The sequence below is a fragment of the Sedimentitalea sediminis genome (assembly GCF_042687825.1).
GTDB lineage: Bacteria > Pseudomonadota > Alphaproteobacteria > Rhodobacterales > Rhodobacteraceae > Sedimentitalea.
In genome coordinates this window covers 45,418-64,200 of record NZ_JBHUQE010000015.1, presented here as the reverse complement: position 1 = coordinate 64,200, position 18,783 = coordinate 45,418, and the positions used below count along the sequence as shown (strand labels likewise).

Annotated in this window: 14 protein-coding genes; 11 read left to right on the top strand and 3 right to left on the bottom strand. The window is 65.7% G+C overall.

What is annotated here, in order from left to right; all coding sequences use genetic code 11:
• Position 1 precedes the first annotated feature (1 nt).
• A complete protein-coding gene (locus ACFMPD_RS12875; RefSeq protein WP_380994971.1) occupies positions 2–1,129 on the bottom strand; it encodes an alpha-hydroxy acid oxidase in 1,128 nt (375 codons plus the stop codon).
• Positions 1,130–1,423: 294 nt separating this feature from the next.
• Here ACFMPD_RS12875 and ACFMPD_RS12870 point away from each other — a divergent pair, with 294 nt between their 5' ends.
• Entirely contained in the window at positions 1,424–3,784 is a 2,361-nt protein-coding gene (locus tag ACFMPD_RS12870) for an ATP-dependent helicase (protein ID WP_380994968.1), read from the top strand.
• Between the two features lie 466 nt (positions 3,785–4,250).
• Here ACFMPD_RS12870 and ACFMPD_RS12865 read toward each other — a convergent pair whose 3' ends face one another.
• Positions 4,251–4,460, bottom strand: coding sequence for a DUF1127 domain-containing protein (locus ACFMPD_RS12865; RefSeq protein ID WP_380994965.1), 210 nt, complete (start codon positions 4,458–4,460; stop codon positions 4,251–4,253).
• 234 nt (positions 4,461–4,694) lie between these two features.
• Between ACFMPD_RS12865 and ACFMPD_RS12860 the strand changes: the two genes are divergently transcribed.
• The 10 genes from ACFMPD_RS12860 (at position 4,695) to murD (ending at position 17,471) form a co-directional block, all read left to right on the top strand.
• Positions 4,695–5,765 (top strand): Mrp/NBP35 family ATP-binding protein, encoded by a 1,071-nt coding sequence (locus ACFMPD_RS12860; RefSeq protein WP_380994963.1) that lies wholly within the window; start codon positions 4,695–4,697, stop codon positions 5,763–5,765.
• Between the two features lie 650 nt (positions 5,766–6,415).
• Positions 6,416–6,934 carry a division/cell wall cluster transcriptional repressor MraZ gene (gene mraZ / locus ACFMPD_RS12855; RefSeq protein WP_380994960.1) on the top strand — a complete coding sequence of 173 codons (519 nt, stop codon included), beginning with the start codon at positions 6,416–6,418 and terminating at the stop codon, positions 6,932–6,934.
• A gap of 4 nt (positions 6,935–6,938) precedes the next feature.
• Positions 6,939–7,934: a 16S rRNA (cytosine(1402)-N(4))-methyltransferase RsmH gene (rsmH, locus tag ACFMPD_RS12850; RefSeq protein ID WP_380994957.1), complete on the top strand. Its 996-nt coding sequence runs from the start codon at positions 6,939–6,941 to the stop codon at positions 7,932–7,934.
• Positions 7,931–8,290, top strand: a complete 360-nt coding sequence (ftsL, locus tag ACFMPD_RS12845; RefSeq protein WP_380994954.1) for a cell division protein FtsL — start codon at positions 7,931–7,933, stop codon at positions 8,288–8,290. The genes rsmH and ftsL overlap by 4 nt, the downstream gene beginning before the upstream one ends.
• A complete protein-coding gene (locus ACFMPD_RS12840; protein ID WP_380994951.1) occupies positions 8,287–10,071 on the top strand; it encodes a peptidoglycan D,D-transpeptidase FtsI family protein in 1,785 nt (594 codons plus the stop codon). Before ftsL ends, ACFMPD_RS12840 begins: the two co-directional genes overlap by 4 nt.
• Before the next feature lie 17 nt (positions 10,072–10,088).
• Positions 10,089–11,582, top strand: coding sequence for a UDP-N-acetylmuramoyl-L-alanyl-D-glutamate--2,6-diaminopimelate ligase (locus ACFMPD_RS12835; RefSeq protein WP_380994949.1), 1,494 nt, complete (start codon positions 10,089–10,091; stop codon positions 11,580–11,582).
• On the top strand, positions 11,579–13,003 hold the full coding sequence (locus ACFMPD_RS12830; RefSeq protein ID WP_380994946.1) for a UDP-N-acetylmuramoyl-tripeptide--D-alanyl-D-alanine ligase: 1,425 nt from the start codon (positions 11,579–11,581) through the stop codon (positions 13,001–13,003). Before ACFMPD_RS12835 ends, ACFMPD_RS12830 begins: the two co-directional genes overlap by 4 nt.
• A gap of 11 nt (positions 13,004–13,014) precedes the next feature.
• A complete protein-coding gene (gene mraY / locus ACFMPD_RS12825; protein WP_380994944.1) occupies positions 13,015–14,097 on the top strand; it encodes a phospho-N-acetylmuramoyl-pentapeptide-transferase in 1,083 nt (360 codons plus the stop codon).
• Between the two features lie 112 nt (positions 14,098–14,209).
• On the top strand, positions 14,210–15,997 hold the full coding sequence (locus tag ACFMPD_RS12820; protein WP_380994941.1) for a tetratricopeptide repeat protein: 1,788 nt from the start codon (positions 14,210–14,212) through the stop codon (positions 15,995–15,997).
• Positions 15,998–16,070: 73 nt separating this feature from the next.
• The gene (gene murD / locus ACFMPD_RS12815; protein WP_380994938.1) at positions 16,071–17,471 is read left to right on the top strand and encodes a UDP-N-acetylmuramoyl-L-alanine--D-glutamate ligase; all 1,401 of its coding nucleotides are present in this window, start codon (positions 16,071–16,073) and stop codon (positions 17,469–17,471) included.
• Here the strand turns inward: murD and ACFMPD_RS12810 are convergent.
• A complete protein-coding gene (locus ACFMPD_RS12810; protein WP_380994935.1) occupies positions 17,468–18,688 on the bottom strand; it encodes a BaiN/RdsA family NAD(P)/FAD-dependent oxidoreductase in 1,221 nt (406 codons plus the stop codon). The genes murD and ACFMPD_RS12810 overlap by 4 nt on opposite strands.
• Between the last annotated feature and the right edge of the window lie 95 nt (positions 18,689–18,783).

Here is an 18,783-nt window from a genome sequence, read left to right as displayed (position 1 = left end):
GTCACGTGCGCGGCGCCAGCCGGCGCAACGTCATCGGCATGGGCAGACTGTCAAGATCGGCTGCACCCAGCTGACCCATATTGGCCTGCAGGTCCTTGGCCAGCAGGTCGATCAGATGCGCCGGGCCAGCCGCCCCCAAAGCGGCCAGTGCGAAATGAAAGGCCCTCCCCATCATCACGAAATCGGCGCCCAGCGCCAGCGCCCGCAGGATGTCGAGCCCGCCTTCTATGCCACTGTCAAACAGCAACGGCAGACCGGTGGCGGCGCGCATCTCCGGCAAGACCTCGATGCTGGCCGGCGCGCCGTCAAACTGGCGTCCGGCATGGTTGGACACCCATAGCGCATCGACACCCGCCGTCTCCAGTGCGGCGGCATCGCTGGCGCGCATCACGCCCTTGACAAGCAGCGGACCGGTCCAGTGATCGCGCAGCCATTTTACGTATTCCATGTCCGGCGATGTGCGCAGCAAATAGCCGATATGGGCGGTCGGCGGCAGGTTTTTCTGCGCGCCCGAAATGTATTTGTCCAAGCTGCGCATCCGCGGCAACCCGCGCCGCGCCATGCCCAGCGCCCAGGCCGGCCGCCGCGCGACCTGGGTCAGCAGGCGCGGGGTCAGGCGCGGTGGTTGCGTTAGCCCCGAGCGTGTCTGGCGTTCGCGCCGCGACGCCACAGGCACATCCACGGTCAGCACCAGCGTCGTGAACCCGGCGGCGTGGGCGCGGTCCAGCAGGTCGCGCCGGATGTCCGGGTCTCTGGGCGGGTACAGCTGAAACCAGCCCTGCGCCCCCAGATGCGGCGCCAGATCCTCGGGGCTGGCGCTGGCGACGGTGGACAGGCAATAGGGCAGTCGGGCCCGCGCCATCGCGCCGGCCAGCAGGATTTCCGCGTCAGGCCAGATCAGACCGGCCATGCCGATCGGTGCGGCACCAACGGGCAAGGGATAATCCTGCCCCAGAAACCGGGTCGACAGGTCCGGCTCGATCGCGCCATGCAGGACGGACGGCAGAAAGCCGATCCGGTCCAGTGCGGCGCGGTTTCGGGCCTTGGTCGCTTCGGTGCCGGTGCCGCTGTCAAGGTAGTCCCAGACAAAGGCCGGCAGGCGTTTCCGGGCGCGCCGTTTCAGATCCATGACTCCGGGAAAGCGCGCCAACAGGCGCGGGTCCGAAGGCCGACAGGCGTCAGGCGCCATGTCGGGCGACTCTGCCGGAACCGGACCGCCGGGCCGGACTGTCCGGCGGGCGGTGCGGTCTGTGCGTTCTGGGATCGACCGGTGTCATGGGACCATTATGGCGGTTTTCCGATGGCGATGGCAAAGCGATTATGCCCGGTTGGGTGCCGGCGCCGGTGCCGGGATTTGCCGTCGCGCGCGGAACATTCGCGGAACGTTCTTTTCCTGACCGTCGCGCTGCGATATGGTCGCGCCATGAGCAGTTTTGATGATATCGATGCCTTTGAGGGCGCGTCGCTGTCGGCCCGCGCGATGGCCGCGCGGCCACGGCCCTATCTGGACGGTCTGAATCCGGCCCAGCGCGAAGCGGTCGAGCGGCTGGATGGTCCGGTCTTGATGCTGGCGGGCGCCGGCACCGGCAAGACCCGGGCGCTGACCGCGCGAATCGTGCATCTGTTGAACACCGGCGCGGCGCGTCCGAACGAGATTCTGGCGGTCACCTTCACCAACAAGGCCGCGCGCGAGATGAAGACCCGCGTCGGCAGCCTGCTGGGACAGTCCATCGAGGGCATGCCGTGGCTGGGCACGTTTCATTCGATCTGCGTCAAGCTGTTGCGCCGGCATGCGGAGCTGGCGGGGCTGAAAAGCAATTTCACCATTCTGGATACAGACGATCAGCTGCGCCTGTTGAAACAATTGGTGGCCGCCGCCGGGATCGACGACAAACGCTGGCCGGCGCGGCAGCTGGCAAGCATCATCGACGGCTGGAAGAACCGGGCGCTGACGCCCGACAAGCTGCCGGCCGCCGAGGCCGGGGCCTATGACCGCAAAGGGCCAGCGCTCTACGCCCAGTACCAGACCCGGCTGCGCGAGCTGAATGCGGTGGATTTCGGCGATCTGCTGCTGCATATGGTGACGATCTTTCAGACCCATCCAGATGTTCTGCAGCAGTATCAGCGCTGGTTCCGATACATCCTGGTGGACGAGTACCAGGACACCAACGTCGCGCAATATCTGTGGCTGCGGCTGCTGGCTGCAGGGCATCGCAACATCTGTTGCGTCGGCGACGACGATCAGTCGATCTATGGCTGGCGCGGCGCCGAAGTGGGCAATATCCTGCGGTTCGAAAAGGATTTTCCCGGCGCGCATGTGGTGCGGCTGGAACAGAACTACCGCAGTTCAGCGCATATCCTGGCGGCGGCGTCCGGCGTGATCGCGGGCAACGAGGGCCGCCTGGGCAAGACCCTGTGGACCGAGGCCGAGGGCGGCGAACAGGTGCGGCTGATCGGCCATTGGGACGGCGAGGAAGAGGCGCGCTGGATCGGCGAAGAGATCGAGGCGATGCAGCACGGCAGCCGCGGGATGCGGTCCTTCGGTCTGGACCAGATGGCGATTCTGGTGCGGGCCAGCCACCAGATGCGCGCCTTTGAGGACCGGTTCCTGACCATCGGGCTGCCCTATCGGGTGATCGGCGGCCCGCGATTCTATGAGCGGATGGAGATTCGCGACGCGATGGCCTATTTCCGCGTCGTGGTCAGCCCCGCGGACGATCTGGCCTTTGAGCGCATCTTTAACACGCCGAAACGCGGGCTGGGCGACAAGGCGCGGCAGACGCTGCAGACCACGGCGCGCGGGCATGGCGTATCGCTGCTGGAAGCGGCGCGGCTGGCGGTCGAACAGGGTCTGATCAAGGGCAAGGGTGCTGCGGCGCTGGCGGATCTGGCCGAGGGCATCGCGCGCTGGGGCCGAATGGCCGGCGATGCGGACATGACCCACATGGAACTGGCCGAGACCATTCTGGACGAGAGCGGCTATACCGGCATGTGGCAGAACGACAAGACTCCCGAGGCGCCGGGCCGGCTGGAGAACCTCAAGGAACTGGTCAAGGCGCTGGAATCCTTCGAGAACCTGCAGGGGTTCCTGGAACATGTCAGCCTGATCATGGACAATGACAGCGACGATGCCGAAGAAAAGGTCAGCATCATGACCCTGCATGCCGCCAAGGGGCTGGAATTTCCCGCCGTGTTCCTGCCGGGCTGGGAGGACGGGCTGTTTCCGTCCCAGCGCAGCATGGATGAAAGCGGCCTCAAGGGGTTGGAGGAGGAACGTCGGCTGGCCTATGTGGGCATCACCCGGGCCGAAGAGCTGTGCACGATTTCCTTTGCCGGCAACCGCCGGGTATTCGGGCAATGGCAGTCGCAGATGCCGTCGCGATTCATCGACGAACTGCCCGAAGATCATGTGCAGGTGCTGACCCCGCCCGGCCTGTATGGCGGCGGCTATGGCGCGGCGGCGGTGCGGGGCGGATCGCAGTCCGGATCGGAACTGGCCGATCGGGCTGCCGAATCCGATGGCTATAATTCGCCGGGATGGCGGCGGCTGCAGGCCCGGGCCGGGCAGCGCGGCCTGTCGCAGCCCAAAGAGGCCCGCAATACAGTGATCGACCTGGATGCGGTCAGCAGTTTTACCATCGGCGAACGGGTCTTTCACCAAAAGTTCGGCTATGGCGCGATCACCGGCATCGAGGGCGACAAGCTGGAGATCGCGTTCGAAAAGGCCGGCCGGAAAAAGGTCGTCGCCCGCTTTGTCTCGGCCAGCGACGACGTGCCGTTCTGAAACCTTCCGTGCGGGGACGTGAGGGTTGGGGGTACCGGACGGACTGTACCGGATTGCCTGATCAGGGCGACAACCGGAACGCTCTGTCGAGGGCTGTTCTGGCGCGATGCGCTGCGTGTTTTTGGCGATGTAAGGGGAAAATCGGCCGGCCGGGCAACTGCCGGGCGCTGGCCGCGAAGTCCTCCACTGCCGAGCGCCCGGCGAACCAGCTAAAAAGAACGGCGACGTCAGGGAGGAGTAGAACGCCGCCGTTCTCTTGCAACACCGATACGCAGGGAGGAGGAAAACGCCCGGTGTCTCTAGTCACCGGCGCCTGAGCCGGTGTTTTTTGTCCGGTCGCTTTTTCACGACCGGGAATTTGACGGCGACGACATCAGGGAGGAGGAAAGATGCCGCCGCCTGGTCAGGCCAACCAGGGAGGAGGAACGGAGGGCCTGAACTCGGGAAACCTGCCTTGTTCTATGTGTCAGCGGCTGCCATGGGCAGCCTGATAGGCCACGCGCCGGATCATCGCCCGCGTTAGTCCTAGATCTTCCAGTTGACTGTCTTCCAGCCGCGACAATTCCTTGATGGTTTGGCGGAACTTGCGGAACCGGTTCAGCCGGCCAATGGCCGTGTGCAGCCATCCGAATGGGGACAAGGGGGCATGCGATGCGGTCAACGCGAGATGTGCCATTGTCGTCTTCCTTCATCTGTTCCAGGTGCTTTTCAGCGTTTCGTGTTGGCTCATAGATAGTGAAATGCTGCACCTGCACAATGGACAGATGTTCAATGCTGCTATGCAGCAATTGCATGGGTCGAATCCTGTGCAATCCGCGGCTTGGCCGAAAAACTTAAGCGCAACGGTCGCAATCCCGGCAATCTGCGCATAGGAAATGGGGCAGGGTTTCGCATAGCAGGAGTGAGCAGCATGACCGTCACGCGAAAAGAAATCGACCAGTGTCTATCCCGGCTGACGCTGCCGGACGGGGGTGATCTGGTCAGCCGCGACATGATCCGGGCCGTCGCCATCGACGGCGGCAGCGTGCGGTTCGTGATCGAGGCGCCGTCCGCATCCATCGCCCAGCAGATGGAGCCCCTGCGCCGCGCCGCCGAGGCGGCCGTGGCGGCGCTGGACGGGGTCGAAAGCGTGTCGGTGGCGCTGACCGCACATGGTCCGGCGCAAAAACCGGCGGCACCCAACCTCAAGATCGGCGGTCACCCAAAGCCGCAGGAAGGACCGACCAGGCCCAGCGGCGTCGACCGCATCCTGGCAATCGCTTCGGGCAAGGGCGGTGTTGGAAAATCCACCGTCGCCTCGAACCTGGCGGTGGCGCTGACCCGTGCCGGGCGGCGGGTCGGGCTGCTGGATGCCGATATATACGGTCCCAGCCAGCCGCGCATGATGGGGGCGTCGGGCCGGCCGGCCTCGCCCGACGGCAAGACGATCCTTCCACTCAAGGCGCATGGCGTCACGTTGATGTCGATCGGCTTCATGCTGGAGGAGGGCAAGGCGGTGGTCTGGCGTGGCCCGATGCTGATGGGGGCGCTGCAGCAGATGCTGGGGCAGGTGGAATGGGGCGCACTGGACGTTCTGATCGTCGATCTGCCGCCAGGCACGGGCGATGTGCAACTGACCCTGTGTACGAAATCCGAACTGACGGGCGCCATCGTGGTCAGTACCCCGCAGGACGTGGCGCTGATTGATGCGCGCAAGGCCATCGACATGTTCAAGACGCTGAAGACGCCCGTGTTGGGCCTGATCGAGAACATGTCCACCTTTGTGTGTCCGGAATGCGGGCACGAGGCGCATATCTTTGGCCATGGCGGCGTCGCCGCCGAAGCCGGCGCGCTGGATGTGCCGCTGCTGGGCGCGCTGCCGATCGATCTGGACACCCGGCTGGCCGGGGATGCGGGCACGCCGGTCGCCGCCGGCGACGGTCCCGCGGCGCGGATCTATGCGCAGATGGCGCAGCGGTTGATCGAGGGCGGCATGGCCTGAGGCCCGCGGCCCGATCCCTATGGGAAAGCATGGGACGGGTGGGCAAAACGATAGCTTTCTGACGAATCAATCCCGATTTCCTGGCGCAGCTGCGGGGGAATTGCCTCGGGATTCAGCGCGATGCGCAGGGGTAAATCGGGAACAAAGTGTCGCGAACGCAATAGGTCCAAAGTTTTTTGGGAATTCACGGGACATATTTTCCGGTCCAGCGCTCCCACTACATTTGGTATTTAACAGAATTTTAAGCACGAACTGGGCGAAATTGTCTTGAAATTGACTATGGTTTCCGAGACGTTTCCCGTGCGCAAAACCCAAGCATAGTTGTCTTTCCGGCAAAAAATCAGTTGCAACCCATGAATTCCCATGGCATCCCTTATGCATCCGATGAGGAAGACAAGCGGGGCACCAAACGACCCCAACCAACGATAAGCAGGTTTCATACAGGCTTCGACTTCATCAGACCAAGAGATCCGGCGCGTGAGCGAGCAGACATCCCCCCAGGTGGCGCGCGCGACTGGACTTCCCCGCAAAGCGGGACGAGGGCGGCGGGTTGATCAGTGGCAGCGGATCAACCCGCCGTTTCCGCATTCAGCGGGCGGAAATTTGCATCAGGGGGACCGACGCGAGGGCGCGCAAAAGGGAACAAGAGCTTGGGGCGCAGGTTCAGAGGCGAAAGCCACCACAAGGTGGATGCAAAAGGCAGGGTTTCGATCCCGGCCTCTTTTCGCCGCGTGCTGGAAGCCGGCGACCCGAACTGGAAACCCGGCGAGACGCCTGAACTGGTGATCGTCTATGGCGACCACCGCCGCGCCTATCTGGAATGCTATACGATGCAGGCGATCGATGATGTCGATGCCCGGATCGACGCGCTGCCGCGCGGTTCCATGCAGCGCAAGATGCTGCAGCGCATGTTCCATGGTCAGTCTTTTCCCACCAATGTGGATGAAACCGGGCGACTGGTCTTGCCGGCCAAGCTGCGCAACAAGATCGGGCTGCAGGGCGAGGCCTTCTTTATCGCCGCCGGGGACACGTTTCAGATCTGGAACCCGGCCACTTATGAGACCGAGGAACTGGCCAAGACCGAGGCCTGGCTGGACGAGTTGCCCGACGATTTCGATCCGCTGATCTATCTTGACGGGGTCGCCCCGGACGGTTCCGGGGCCGAGTGACGCCATGGTTGTTCCGGCCCCTCCCGATGACAGCGACCCCCATATTCCGGTTCTGCTGCGTCCGCTGCTGGCCGCGGTCGCTCCGGTCACCGGTACCTGGCTGGACGGCACCTTCGGGGCTGGCGGCTATGCCCGCGCATTGTTGGAGGCCGGGGCAGACCGGGTGATCGCGGTCGACCGCGACCCTGCGGCCTTTGAAATGGCGGCCGCATGGGCCGGCCAATATGGCGACCGGCTGGTGATGCAGCCGGGCGTGTTTTCGCGGATGGACGAATATGCCAGCGATCTGGATGGCGTGGTGCTGGATCTGGGCGTCTCGTCGATGCAGCTGGACCAGGCCGAGCGCGGTTTTTCCTTTATGAAGGACGGGCCGCTGGACATGCGGATGTCGCAATCCGGACCCTCGGCGGCCGATCTGGTGAACAGCGCCAGCGAAAGCACCCTGGCCGAAATCCTGTTTCACTATGGCGAAGAACGCGCCAGCCGCCGCATCGCCCGCGCCATCCTGCGCGCCCGGGCCGAGGCGCCGATCACGACGACGCTGCAACTGGCCGGTCTGGTCGAATCCTGCCTGCCGCGCCCCAAGCCGGGCCAATCGCATCCGGCGACACGCAGTTTTCAGGCGCTGCGCATCGCGGTGAACCAGGAATATGACGAGTTGTTTCAGGGGCTGATGGCGGCCGAACGGGCGTTGAAACCCGGTGGGCAACTGGCGGTCGTGACGTTTCATTCGATCGAGGACCGTATGGCGAAACGCTTTTTGACGGCGCGCGCCGGACAGGGCGGGCGGGCCAACCGCTATGTGCCGGAAACCCCGCAGGAGGCGCCGCAATTCACTCTGAAATCGCGCAAGGCCATCGGCCCGGATGCGCGCGAAATGGCGGAAAACCCGCGCGCGCGCTCGGCCAAGCTGCGGGTCGCCACGCGCACCGATGCACCGGCCGGACCGATCGACGCGAACTCGATCGGCATGCCGCAGATCAAGGAGGCACGATCATGAAGGGTATAGCGTACGCTTTGGCCGCGCTGGCGGTGTTCGGTCTGGCCTTTTGGGCCTATCGGGAAAACTATGCGACTCAGCGGGCTTTGTCCGAAACCCAGCACCTGCAACGCCAGATCGGCGCCGCGCAGGTGCGTCTCAGCGTGTTGCGGGCGGAATGGGCGTATCTGAACCGGCCTGACCGGTTGCGGGAACTGGCCGAGATCAATTTCAACCGGCTCGGCCTGTTGCCGCTGCGCCCGGATCAATATGGCCGCGTGGACGAGATCAGCTATCCCGTGCAGGTCCTTCTGCCCATCGTCAACCCGGTCGAAGTGTCCACCATGGCCGAGGTGGCCGGGGAGGACCCGCTGTGATCCGCACCCCGCTGCGCCCGCTGGCCCGCATTCTGCCGGCCCGTGACCGGGGCGAGAACCCCGATGCCATCGAGCGCGAGAACATCCGCCGCCGCCACGAGCAGATGCAGACCGGCGCCCGCGCCCGTGCCGAAGGACGTCTGCTGATCTTGGGCCTGTTCTTTTTCTGCGCTTTCGCCGTGGTGGGAGGGCGCATGGGCCTTTTGGCAACGTCAGAGGCGGTCGAGCCCAGGGCCAGTGCCGGCGGCACCGCCATCGCCACCCAGCGCGCCGATATCGTGGATCGCAACGGCAATATCCTGGCGACCAATTTCGAGACCCATTCGCTGTATGCACAGCCGCCCTATCTGGTCGATGCCGAGGCAGCGGTGGCCGGTCTGGTGCGAATTTTTCCCGATCTGGATGCGGCGCGGTTGCGAAAGGATTTCACCGGCAAGCGCAAATTTGTCTGGATCAAGAAAAAGATCAGCCCCGAGCAGAAACAGGCGGTGCACGATCTGGGCGACCCGGGGCTTCTGTTCGGCCCGCGCGAGATGCGGCTCTATCCCAACGGCAGACTGGCCGCGCATGTGATGGGCGGGGCCAGTTTTGGCAAAGAGGGCGTGACGGCGGCCGAAGTAATCGGTGTGGCCGGGGTGGAAAAGCAGTTTGACGATTACCTGCGCGACCCGGCCAATGGCGATGCTCCCTTGCGTCTGTCGCTGGACCTGACGGTGCAGGCCGCCGCCGAGCGGGTGCTTTATGGCGGCATGAAGCTGATGAATGCAAAGGGGGCGACCTCGATCCTGATGGATGTCCATACCGGCGAGGTGATCTCGCTGGTGTCGCTGCCCGATTTCGATCCCAACGAGCGGCCCCGCCCGCCGGCCACCGGGTTTGACCCGTCGGTCAGTCCGCTGTTCAACCGGGCTGTGCAGGGCGTCTATGAACTGGGGTCGACCTTCAAGATTTTTGCCGTGGCACAGGCGATGGAACTGGGCCTGGTCAGCCCGGAAACCGTTGTCGATATCCGCGGGCCGCTGCGCTGGGGCAAGTTCCGAATTCGCGATTTTCACAATTACGGCAAAGAGTTGTCGGTCACCAAGATTATCGTGAAATCCAGCAATATCGGCACCGCACGTCTGGCCCAGCAGATTGGCGCGACACGCCAGCGCCAGTTCATGGCAGCGCTGGGCATGTTGCAACCGACGCCGTTCGAGATCGTCGAGGCCAAGGGCGGACAGCCGCTGTTGCCCAAGAACTGGTCTGAACTCAGCGCCATGACGATCTCGTATGGTCACGGTCTCAGCGTCAGCCCGATGCATCTGGCGGCGGGATATGCGGCGATCGCAAATGGCGGCACCTATGTCAGACCGACGATCCTGAAACAGGACGGCGCGCAGAACGGGCCGCAGGTGATGTCCAAGGCCGCGGCTGCGGCCGCGCGGCGCATGCTGCGGCAGGTGGTGACTGACGGCACGGCCAGTTTCGGCGAAGTGCCGGGCTATGCGGTGGCCGGCAAGACCGGCACTGCCGACAAACCGAAACCACGCGGCGGCTATTACGAGGACAAGGTGATCGCCACATTTGCCAGCATGTTCCCGGTACATGACCCGAAATACGTGCTGGTGGTGACGCTGGACGAACCCTCGGAAAACTCGGGCAAGAAACCGCGCCGCACCGCCGGCTGGACGGCGGTTCCGGTCGCCGCCGAGATGATTGGCCGCATCGCCCCGCTGCTGGGACTGCGACCGGACGTTGAACCCGGACAATTCGCTGGTATAACGCTGACCTCAAACTAGCGGGCGGGACCGGTCACATGAGCACAGCTGAACAACCGGTGGCCAAAGCGCTCAGCCAGCTGGCCCTGACCGCGCGCGGCGGTCGTGACCCGATGATCACCGGTCTGGCGGTGGACAGCCGCGAGGTGCGTGACGGGTTCCTTTTCGCGGCCTTGCCGGGCAGCCGGGTGCATGGTGGCGAGTTCATCCAATATGCCCTGCGCATGGGGGCGACGGCGATCCTGACCGATGCGACCGGTGCGGCACTTGCCGAATCCGAACTGGCGGCCAGCGATGCCGCGCTGATCGTCACCGAGGATCCGCGGCAGGCGCTGGCCTTTACCGCCGCCCTGTGGTTCGGCGCGCAGCCGGAAAAGATGGTCGCGGTGACCGGCACCAACGGCAAGACCTCGGTCGCCAGTTTCGTGCGCCAGATTTGGACCGAACTGGGCCATGCGGCCGTCAACCTGGGCACCACCGGCGTCGAAGGCGCCTGGAGCGCGCCGCTGGCGCATACCACGCCGGAACCGATCACCCTGCACCGCACCCTGGCCGCGGCCTCGGCGCAGGGCATCACCCATGCCGCGATGGAAGCGTCCAGCCACGGGCTGGAACAGCGCCGCCTGGACGGCGTGCATCTGACGGCGGCGGGGTTCACGAATTTCACCCAGGATCATCTGGATTATCACGAGACATTCGACGCCTATTTCGCCGCCAAGGCGGGCCTGTTCCGCCGGGTTCTGCCGGCAACGGGTACGGCGGCGATCAATCTGGACGATCCGCGCGGTGCGGAAATCCGTGCCATTGCGGCGGCGCGCGGACAGCACGTGCTGACCACCGGTCAGGGGCAGGGCGACATCGCGCTGCAGGGCCAGCGCTTTGATGCCACCGGTCAGGATCTGCGGTTTACCTATCGCGGCAAGCCCTATCAGACCCGGCTGAACCTGATCGGCGGCTTTCAGGCGCAGAACGTGCTGTTGGCCTGCGCGCTGGTGATCGCCTGTGGCGATGCCGCCGGCGACGTGTTCGACACCCTGCCGCGCCTGACCACGGTGCGTGGCCGGATGCAACTGGCGGCAACCCGCGCCAATGGCGCGGCGGTGTTCGTCGATTATGCGCACACACCGGATGCGGTGGCCACGGCGCTGACCGCCTTGCGTCCGCATGTGATGGGCCGGCTGATTGCCATTGTCGGCGCCGGCGGCGATCGCGACGCCGGCAAGCGCCCGCTGATGGGGCGGGCAGCCGCCGACCATGCCGATCTGGTCATCGTGACCGATGACAACCCACGCAGCGAGGACCCTGCCGCAATCCGCGCCGCGGTGCTGACCGGCGCGCCCGAGGCCACCGAGGTGGGGGATCGCGCCGAGGCGATCCTGCGCGGCATCGACGCGCTGGGGCCGGGCGACGCGCTGCTGATCGCCGGCAAGGGCCATGAGACCGGACAGATCATCGGCCAGGACGTGTTGCCTTTTGACGACGCGGAACAGGCCAGCGTCGCCGTGGCCGCATTGGATGGAGGGATGGCATGACACTCTGGACCGCGGCCGAGGCCGCCGAGGCCGTCGGTGGGCGGGTGCAGGGCAGTTGGGCCGCCACCGGCATTTCGATCGACACCCGGACCCTGCAATCGGGCGATCTGTTCGTCGCGCTCAAGGCCGCCCGGGACGGGCACGAATTCGTTGCTCAGGCGCTGGACAAGGGCGCCGCTGCGGCGCTGGTCAGCCATGTGCCCGACGGGGTCGGCGACGATGCGCCGCTGCTGATCGTGCCGGACGTGCAGGCCGCGCTCGAGGCGCTGGGCCGCGCGGGACGCGCCCGCACGCAGGCCCGCGTCGTGGCGGTCACCGGCAGCGTCGGCAAGACCTCGACCAAGGAGATGCTGGCGCAAATGCTGCGCGCGCAGGGGGTCACCCATGCCAGCATCGCCAGTTACAACAATCATTGGGGCGTGCCGCTGACCCTGGCACGAATGCCGCGCGACACCGACTATGCGGTGATCGAGATCGGCATGAATCACCCTGGCGAGATCGCACCGCTGGCGCGCCTGGCCCGCCCGCATGTGGCGATGATCACCACCGTTGCGGCGGTGCATCTCGAAGCTTTTGACAGCGTCGCGGAGATCGCCGGGGAAAAGGCCGCGATTCTCGACGGCCTGGAACCCGGCGGCACCGCGGTTCTGAATGTTGATATCGAGCAGGCGGACATTCTGCGGGACCATGCCCGGACGCTGGGTGTGCGGATCGTCGAGTTCGGCCGGACCGCCCGGGATCACCGGCTGCTGGATGTGGCGGTGCAGGACGACACCACCATTGCCCGCGCCCAGGTGCGGGGCAATCCGCTGCTGTTCAAGATCGCCACGGCAGGGCAGCATTTCGCCATGAACGGCCTCGGCGCGCTGGCCGCGGCGGCGGCTCTGGGCGCCGATCCGGCGCTGGCGGCGCTCAGCCTCGGCCGCTGGTCGCCCGATCGCGGGCGCGGCGTGCGCGAAGTGATCCAGCTGGACCCGGTCGAAACCGACAAGACGCTGATCCTGCTGGACGATGCCTATAACGCCAACCCGACGTCGATGGCCGCGGCCTTGCAGGTCCTGGCCGCCACCGAACCGGGCCGCGGCCGCCGCATCGCCTTTCTGGGCGACATGAAGGAACTGGGTCCCGACGCCGCGGCGATGCATGCCGCCCTCGCGGAACTGGACGCCATGCAATCCGTCGATCAGGTCTATTGCATCGGTCCGCTGATGCAGGCGCTGCACGACGCCTTGCCGGCGGACAAACGCGGCGGACACCACGAAACCAGCGCCGAGCTGCTGGCGGATCTGCACAACCGGCTGCAGGCTGGCGATGTGGTGCTGGCCAAGGGATCGCTCAGCATGCAGCTGGGGCGGATCGTTGACGCCATCCGCAAAATGGGCCATTCCCGGCCCCGCCATGGGGCACAAGGTGATGAGTAGGAACGGCTGAAATGCTTTATTGGTTGACTGCATTGTCGGATGGGGGGGACGTTTTCAACCTGTTCCGCTACATATCCTTTCGGGCCGGCGGCGCGTTCATGACCGCTCTGTTGTTCGGGTTCCTTTTCGGGCGTCCGCTGATCGCGGTGCTGCGCCGCCGTCAGGGCAAGGGCCAACCGATCCGCGATGACGGTCCCGAGGGGCATTTCGTCAAGGCCGGCACCCCCACCATGGGCGGGTTGCTGATCGTCGGTGCACTGGTGACCGCCACGGTGCTGTGGGCGCGTCTGGACAACCCCTTTGTCTGGCTGGTGCTGTTCGTAACGCTCAGTTTCGCGATCATCGGCTTTGCTGATGATTACGCCAAGGTCAGCCGCCAGAACACCTCCGGCGTTCCGGGCAAGCTGCGGCTGGCACTGGGCATTCTGATCGCGGCGATCGCGGCCTATTGGGCGGCCCGCTTTCATCCGATGCCGCTGCAGGGACAGCTGGCGATGCCGGTCTTCAAGGATACGCTGATCAACCTGGGTTATTTCTATATCCCCTTTTCGATCTGCGTCATCGTCGGTGCCGCCAACGCGGTCAACCTGACCGACGGGCTGGACGGGCTGGCGATCATGCCGGTGATGATCGCCGCATCGACGCTGGGCGTCATCGCCTATGCGGTCGGACGGGTGGACTTTACCGAATATCTCGACGTGCATTACGTGCCCGGAGCCGGCGAAATTCTGATCTTTACCGCCGCGCTGTTCGGCGGCGGGCTGGGCTTTTTGTGGTACAACGCGCCGCCGGCGGCGGTGTTCATGGGCGATACCGGTTCGCTGGCTCTGGGCGGTGCGCTGGGCGCCATCGCCATCGTCACAAAGCACGAACTGGTTCTGGCCATCGTCGGCGGCCTGTTCGTGGTCGAGGCGCTGAGCGTGATCATCCAGGTGCTCTATTTCAAATCCACCGGCAAACGCGTGTTCCTGATGGCGCCGATCCATCACCATTACGAGAAAAAAGGCTGGGCCGAGCCGACCATCGTCATCCGGTTCTGGATCATCTCGCTGATCCTGGCGATGATCGGGCTGGCGACGCTCAAGGTGCGCTAGAACGCCCGCAACGCCCCGCCTCTGGACGATTCGTCTGGGCAGGAGGCGGGAAACCGGACTTTGACGCCCGACCGACTTGTGCCATCCTGTGCGCATACGGATTGGCATTCACATGTTCCATTTCAACTGGTGGCGCGATCAGAACAACCGGGACGGCGCGACCGCCATCCTATCTGTCCTCAAGGTCGTTGTACCGGCGGTGCTGCTCGGGCTGGCGGCGGTTGCCGGTTGGTATGGTCTTGAACTGGCGGACGGAAAGCCGGGCACGGACAAGGCGCCCTCGGTTCAAACCGGCGATCACAGCCCGGTGCAGACCGGCAGCGGCACCCAGATCACCCTGGGTGACAACAGTCAGGTGATCATGGCCGATCCGGCTCAGGTCGCCAAGACCGCTCCGCCCGAGCCGGTGATTACCATGACCCTGGCCCAGTTCGAGCAGCGCCAGTTGCGCCTCAAGACGCAGATCACCACCGAGTTGCAGCGGACCCAGACCGAGGATCGGGCGCGGTTGCAGGCGGAACTGGACGAGGTGCGCCGGCGGCTGGCGGATCTGCCGGCAGCCTATGACGAGGCGCGGGCGCGCATCGTCGCGCTGGAAGCGCAACTACAGGAATTGCAGGGCGCGGTGCCCGAGGAAACCCTGGCCGAAGCGCGGGCGGCGCTGGCCGCCGGCGATACCTCCAAGGCCGATGCGCTGTTCGCCCAGGTCGAGGCGGACGCAGAGGCCGCCGTGACCCGCGCCGCCGAAGCCGCCTATGCCCGTGGGCAGATCGCCGATGGCGAGGTACGCTGGGCCGATGCCGCCCGGCATTTCACCCGGGCGGCGCAATTAAATCCAACCTATGACACGCTGTTGTCGGCCGGTCAGTTTCTGCGTCTGGACGGGCAATACGCCCGCGCGATCGAGAACGACCGGCGTCTGGTCGACGTGGCGCGGCGCGACTTTGGCGAGGATCATGCCAAAACCGCCACGGCGCTGAACAATCTGGCGACGAACCTGGACACAATCGGCAAATATGCCGAAGCGGAAAGCCTGTATCGCAAGGCGCTGGCGATCGACCGCCGTACCGTCGGCGAGATCAGCCAGGACCATGCGATCCACCTGAACAACCTGGCGACGCTGTTGCAGCAGGTCGGCCGCTATGACGAGGCGGTCAAGGCGTATCGCCGGGTGCTGGAAATCGATCGCGCCAGAAACGTCGAGGACAGCGCATTGCACGCGGCGCATCTGAGCAATCTGGCCTCGCTGCTGCGCACGACCGGGCGGGCTTTTGAATCCGAAGTGCTGTTTCGCAAGGCGCTCGAGATCGACCGGGCGACCATCGGCGACGCGCATCCCGACTATGCCGCCCATCTGAACAACCTGGCCGGTTTGCTGGAGGTCAGGAACAGCTTTGACGAGGCAGAGGCGCTGTACCTGCAGGCGCTGCAGATCGACCGCGACACGATCGGCACGGAGCATCCGCAATATGCCACGCATCTGAACAATCTGGCGGGGCTTTATCGCGCCACCGACCGGCTGCACGAGGCCGAGCCGCTGTTTCGCGAGGCGCTGGATATTCAGCGCCGCACGCTGGGCGGCGGGCATCCCGACGTGGCGGCGGCTCTGAACAACCTGGCCTCGCTGCTGGAGGCCGACGGTCAGACGGACGCGGCCGAACCGCTGTATCGGCAGGCGCTGGGCATTACCCGTACGGCGCTGGGGCCGGAGCATCCCAACTATGCCTTTCTGCTCAACAACCTCGCCGGATTGTTGCGGGATACCGGCCGGGGCGCCGAGGCCGAGACGCATTTTCGCCAGGCGTTGGCGGTGCTGGAGGCAGCGCTGGGGCCTGAGCATCCCAACACGCGGCTCGTGCGCGGCAATCTGCGGGATCTGCACGCACGCGGCGCGCCCTGAGCGGGCTTGCAATTCCCGGTCGCACTGGGGCAGGGTGCCGGCGGTTTGGCGCAGGCAAAAGGAGGCGGCGCAGATGATCCCGGTAACCGGATTTGAGGGCGCGCGGGTGGCCGTGCTGGGGCTGGGCCGGTCCGGCCTGTCGGCGGCGCGGGCTTTGCGGGCCGGCGGGGCCGAGGCGCTGTGCTGGGACGACAACGCCAATGCCCGCGCCGCCGCCGAGGCCGAGGGCTTTGTCTGCCGCGATCTGCATGCGCACGGCGCCTTTGATGGGGTGGCGGCGCTGATCGTGTCGCCCGGCATACCGCATCTCTACCCCGAACCGAACCCGGTGGTGGCGGCGGCATTGCGGGCCGGGGTGCCGGTGGACAATGATATCGGGCTGTTCTTCCGGTCCTTCGCGACCCGGGCCTGGGACCGGTTCGAGACCGCGCCGCGCATTGTCGCGGTGACGGGATCAAACGGCAAATCCACAACGGCGGCGCTGATCCATCACATTCTGACCGCCGCCGGGCGCCCGGCGCAGCTGGCCGGCAATATCGGGCGCGGGGTCCTGGATATCGACCCGGCCAGGGATGGCGAGGTGATCGTGCTGGAACTCAGCAGTTATCAGACCGATCTGGCGCGCGCCCTGACGCCGGATATCGCGGTCTTTACCAACCTGTCGCCCGACCATCTGGACCGGCATGGCGGTCTGGGCGGCTATTTCGCCGCCAAGCGGCGGCTGTTTTCCGAGGGCGGACCGGACCGGGCCGTGATCGGCGTGGACGAGGCCGAAGGTCTGTTCCTGGCCGGGCAGATGTCCGAAGGCGTGGCGGATGACCGGGTGATCCGGGTCTCGGTGACGCAAAAACTGGTGGGACCCGGCTGGCAGGTTTTTGCCCGCAAGGGGTTCCTGTCGGAATACCGCAAGGGCCGGCAAGCGGCGTCGATCGACCTGCGCCCGGTGCGCGGACTGCCCGGCGCCCACAACCATCAGAACGCCTGCGCCGCCTATGCCGCCTGCCGGGCGCTGGGGCTGGCGCCGCGCCGGATCGAAGCCGCGCTGCAGGACTATCCCGGCCTGCCGCATCGCAGCCAGATCGTCGCCGAGGCGGCGGGCGTGGTCTATGTCAATGACAGCAAGGCGACCAATGTGGACAGCGCCGCCAAGGCGCTGAGCGCCTTTTCGCGCATCCGCTGGATCTGTGGCGGGCTGCAAAAAGAGGGCGGGCTGACCGGATTGGCCGCGGCCACCGGCGCCGTCGCCAAGGCCTATGTGATCGGGCGCGAGGCCGCCGGTTTCGCGCTGCAGCTCAAAGTCGATGCCGAGATCTGTACCACGATGGAACAGGCCGTGGCGCGGGCGATGGCCGAGGCGGAACCGGGCGACACCGTGCTGCTGGCCCCGGCGGCGGCCAGCTTCGATCAATATGACAATTTCGAGCAGCGTGGCGACGATTTCACGGCACTGGTGCGCAGCCATCTGGCCGGTTAACCGGCCGGCACCCGGGTTTTCGTCTGCGCCGCCGCGATCGCGGTGCCCGCGGCATGCCCCGAGGACCAGGCCCATTGGAAATTATAGCCGCCCAGCCAGCCGGTGACGTCGACCGCCTCGCCAATCGCATACAGTCCCGGCACCGCTGTTGCCTGCATGGTTTTCGAGGACAGAGCGGCGGTGTCGATGCCGCCCAGCGTCACCTCGGCGGTGCGGTACCCTTCGCTGCCCGACGGGGTCAGCCGCCAGTCGCGCAAGGACTGGCACAGCGCCGTCAGGGCACGGTCGGACTGGTCGGCCAGATTGCCCGACAGCGCCAGTTCGTCCTTCAGCATCTCGACCAGCCGCACCGGCAGGTGCCGCGCCAGTTCGGTGGTCAGTGCCCGGCGGCCGCCGCGCTGCCGCTGGGCGCGCAGCAGATCGCCCAGCGGCAGATCCGGGATCAGGTCGATGGTGATCTCTTCGCCTTCGCGCCAGTAGGACGACACTTGCAGAACTGCGGGGCCCGACAGGCCGCGATGGGTGAACAGCAGCGCCTCGTCAAAGCTGGCGCGCCGGTTGGTCAGCCGCACCGGCAGCGACACGCCGGACAGGGCGGCAAACCGGCCATGCGGAAATGTCAGCGGCACCAGCGCCGGGCGGGTCTCGGTCAGTGCCAGCCCGAATTGGCGGGCAATGTCATAGGCCAGACCGGTGGCGCCCATGGCCGGGATCGACTTGCCGCCGCTGGCCAGCACCAGATTGCGGCACCGCACCGAAACGCGCGCCCCTTCGCGGTCAAGGTCCAGCGCAAAGCCGCCGTCGCTCCGGCTTAGATTGCGCAGCTCGGTCCGCAGCCACAACCGGGCTCGGGCGCGGTCAAGTTCGGCCAGCAACATGGCGACGATCTGCTTGGCCGAGCCGTCGCAAAACAGCTGGCCCAGGGTTTTCTCGTGCCAGGTGATGCCGTGCCGGTCCACCAGGTCTATGAAATCCCATTGCGTGTACCGGGCCAGGGCTGATTTGGCAAAATGCGGGTTCCCGGACAGGAAATTCCCGGGGCCCGCGTGCAGGTTGGTGAAATTGCAGCGCCCGCCGCCCGAAATGCGAATCTTTTCCCCCGGCGCGCGGGCATGATCGATCACCAGCACGTCCGGCCCGGCATGGGCACCACACATCAGCCCGGCGGCGCCGGCCCCCAGAATGACGGTTTCAAATGTGCTGGTCTCGCAATTCATGTGGGCGCTTTACGCCCCGTGGACAGGCAATGCAAAGCGCCAGCGCTTGTCGCGGCGCCACGACCACGACGCTGTGGCGATTCGGTGCCGTTGCC